At 65.2% G+C, this 2,540-nt stretch carries 4 protein-coding genes; all 4 read right to left on the bottom strand.

The window, feature by feature from the left end:
* On the bottom strand, positions 1-579 hold a 579-nt coding region (locus ACXJKR_RS29605; RefSeq protein WP_457325888.1), incomplete at its 3' end, for a tetratricopeptide repeat protein.
* On the bottom strand, positions 569-868 hold the full coding sequence (locus ACXJKR_RS29600) for a LapA family protein (protein ID WP_056202107.1): 300 nt from the start codon (positions 866-868) through the stop codon (positions 569-571). The genes ACXJKR_RS29600 and ACXJKR_RS29605, both read right to left, overlap by 11 nt.
* 26 nt (positions 869-894) lie before the next feature.
* Entirely contained in the window at positions 895-1,194 is a 300-nt protein-coding gene (locus ACXJKR_RS29595) for an integration host factor subunit beta (RefSeq protein WP_056202110.1), read from the bottom strand.
* 118 nt (positions 1,195-1,312) lie between these two features.
* On the bottom strand, positions 1,313-2,540 hold a 1,228-nt coding region (rpsA, locus tag ACXJKR_RS29590), incomplete at its 5' end, for a 30S ribosomal protein S1 (RefSeq protein ID WP_457325887.1).

The following is a 2,540-nucleotide window of genomic DNA, read 5'->3' as shown; positions in this document are numbered from 1 at the left end:
GGACTGGGCGACCAGGGCCTGCTCGCAGAGGTAATGCKCGATACGACCGGAGAAGGAGCCCGTACCTGCGGCTTCCAGTTCTGCGGCAACCTCGGCGGCCTTGGCCCAGTCGCGCGAACGCTCGTACAGCGACAAGAGGGCCAGGCGCGCCTCACGCTCGAAGGCGGTACCGCGCAGTTCGGCATAGGCCGCCTCGGCGCGGTCGAACAGGCCGGCCTTGAAGAAGTCCTGGGCCAGTTCGTGCTGGGCGCGATCGCGGTCGGTCTTGGGCAGGTCGCCGCGGCGCAACAAGTGCTCGTGCACGCGCACGGCGCGCTCCGTCTCGCCACGGCGGCGGAACAGGCTGCCCAGGGCGAAGTGCAGCTCGGAGGTGTCGGGGTCGTTCTGGACGGCCTCGATGAAGGCATCGATGGCCTTGTCCTGCTGTTCGTTCAGCAGCAGGTTCAGACCCTTGAAATAGGCCTTGGGCGAATCACGCTGTTCCAGCTTCCACTGCTTGGAGTCGAGCTTGGAGGCCAGCCAGCCGAGGACGAAGACGACGGGCAGGACAAAGAGCAGCCAGCGCGGATCAAACTCCATCTTGGTGAGCGGCGTAAGGGGCTGCGGGGACTTCGGGTGTGGGTTGGGGCATGCCGGGCAGGGGTTCGACGCGTTGGGCGGCGCGGCGGTGGCGCCACCAGGCGGGCACCATGGCCAGCACGCCAAAGGCGGCGCCGAAGCCAAAGGCCAGCAGCACGATGATGACCTGCGGCGCGCGCCACTCGTGGCCGAAGAACCAGCGCACGACGGCTTCGTGGCTGTTGTTCAGCGCGAAGGCAAACAGTGTGAAGAAGAGCAGGGCTCGCAGGAGCCAGACGAGGGTGCGCATGGCCCGGGATTCTGACTCAGGCGGGGTCAGGCGTCCGTCACAGGAAGATGCTTGTCGACAGCCTCGCGCAGCGCCTTGCCGGGCTTGAAATGAGGAGCCAGTTTCTCGGGGATCATGACCTGCTCGCCGCTGCGCGGGTTGCGGCCCACGCGCGGCGGGCGGCGGCTGATGGAGAAGCTGCCAAAGCCGCGGATCTCGATGCGGTGGCCGCGCGCGAGAGCGTCGCTCATCGCGTCGAGGATGGTCTTGACCGCGAACTCTGTGTCCCGCTGGGTCAGTTGGCCAAATCGTTCGGCGAGCACGGCGACGAGGTCGGAGCGGGTCATAAGCGAGGCGGCTTGTCTCTTGAAATTGAAACAGGCCCGCTGGCGAGGCCGGCGAGCCTGTGGGGAGCATACCCGGCCTCCAGCAATTCGCTAGAGGACCGGGCAGTTCAAACAGGGCTTAATTGCCCTGGTTGTCCAGCTTGGCGCGCAGCAGGGCGCCCAGGCTGGTGGTGCCGGCGTTTTCACGCTCGCTCGACTGGCTCAGGCGCGTCATGGCTTCCTGGTTGTCGGCGTTGTCCTTGGCCTTGATGGACAGCTGGATGTTGCGGGTCTTGCGGTCGATGTTGACGACGACGGCGGTGACTTCGTCGCCTTCCTTCAGCACGTTGCGGGCGTCTTCCACGCGGTCGCGGGAGATTTCCGAAGCGCGCAGATAGGCCATCACACCGTCAGCCAGCTCGATCTCGGCGCCGCGCGGGTCGACGGTCTTGACGATGCCGGTCACCGAAGCGCCACGGTCATTGATCGTGGTGTAGGCGGTGAAGGGATCGCTGTCCAGCTGCTTGATGCCCAGCGAGATACGCTCGCGCTCGACGTCCACGGCCAGCACGACGGCTTCGACTTCCTGGCCCTTCTTGAAGTTGCGAACGGCGGTTTCGCCGGTCTCGTCCCAGGACAGGTCGGACAGGTGCACCAGGCCGTCGATGCCTTGCGCCAGGCCCACGAACACGCCGAAGTCGGTGATCGACTTGACCGGGCCCTTGACCTTGTCGCCGCGCTTGACGTTCTCGGCGAACTCTTCCCACGGGTTGGCCTTGCACTGCTTCATGCCCAGGCTGATGCGACGCTTGTCTTCGTCGATTTCCAGGACCATGACTTCGACTTCGTCGCCCAGCGAGACCAGCTTGCTGGGGGCGATGTTCTTGTTGGTCCAGTCCATTTCGGAGACGTGCACCAGGCCTTCGATGCCCGGCTCGATCTCGACGAACGCGCCGTAGTCGGCGATGTTCGTGACCTTGCCGAACAGGCGGGTGCCGGTCGGGTAGCGGCGCGCAACGCCGAACCACGGGTCGTCGCCCAGCTGCTTGATGCCCAGCGAGACACGGTTCTTCTCGGCGTCGAACTTCAGGACCTTGGCGGTCAGTTCCTGGCCAACCGTCACGACTTCGGACGGGTGACGGACACGGCGCCATGCCATGTCGGTGATGTGCAGCAGGCCATCGATGCCGCCGAGGTCGACGAACGCACCGTATTCGGTGATGTTCTTGACCACGCCGTTGACGATGGCGCCTTCGGACAGCGTCTCGAGCAGCTTGGCGCGCTCTTCACCCATGGAGGCTTCGACCACGGCACGACGCGACAGCACAACGTTGTTGCGCTTGCGGTCGAGCTTGATGACCTTGAAT

The organism is Roseateles sp. P5_E11 (genome assembly GCF_054049355.1).
This window is presented reverse-complemented; position numbering and strand designations above follow the sequence as displayed.

What these genes read in the sequence shown, in the direction of transcription:
- ACXJKR_RS29600 (WP_056202107.1), bottom strand. Translation starts at nt 868, where the DNA reads ATGCGCACCCTCGTCTGGCTCCTGCGAGCCCTGCTCTTCTTCACACTG.
- ACXJKR_RS29595 (WP_056202110.1), bottom strand. Translation starts at nt 1,194, where the DNA reads ATGACCCGCTCCGACCTCGTCGCCGTGCTCGCCGAACGATTTGGCCAA.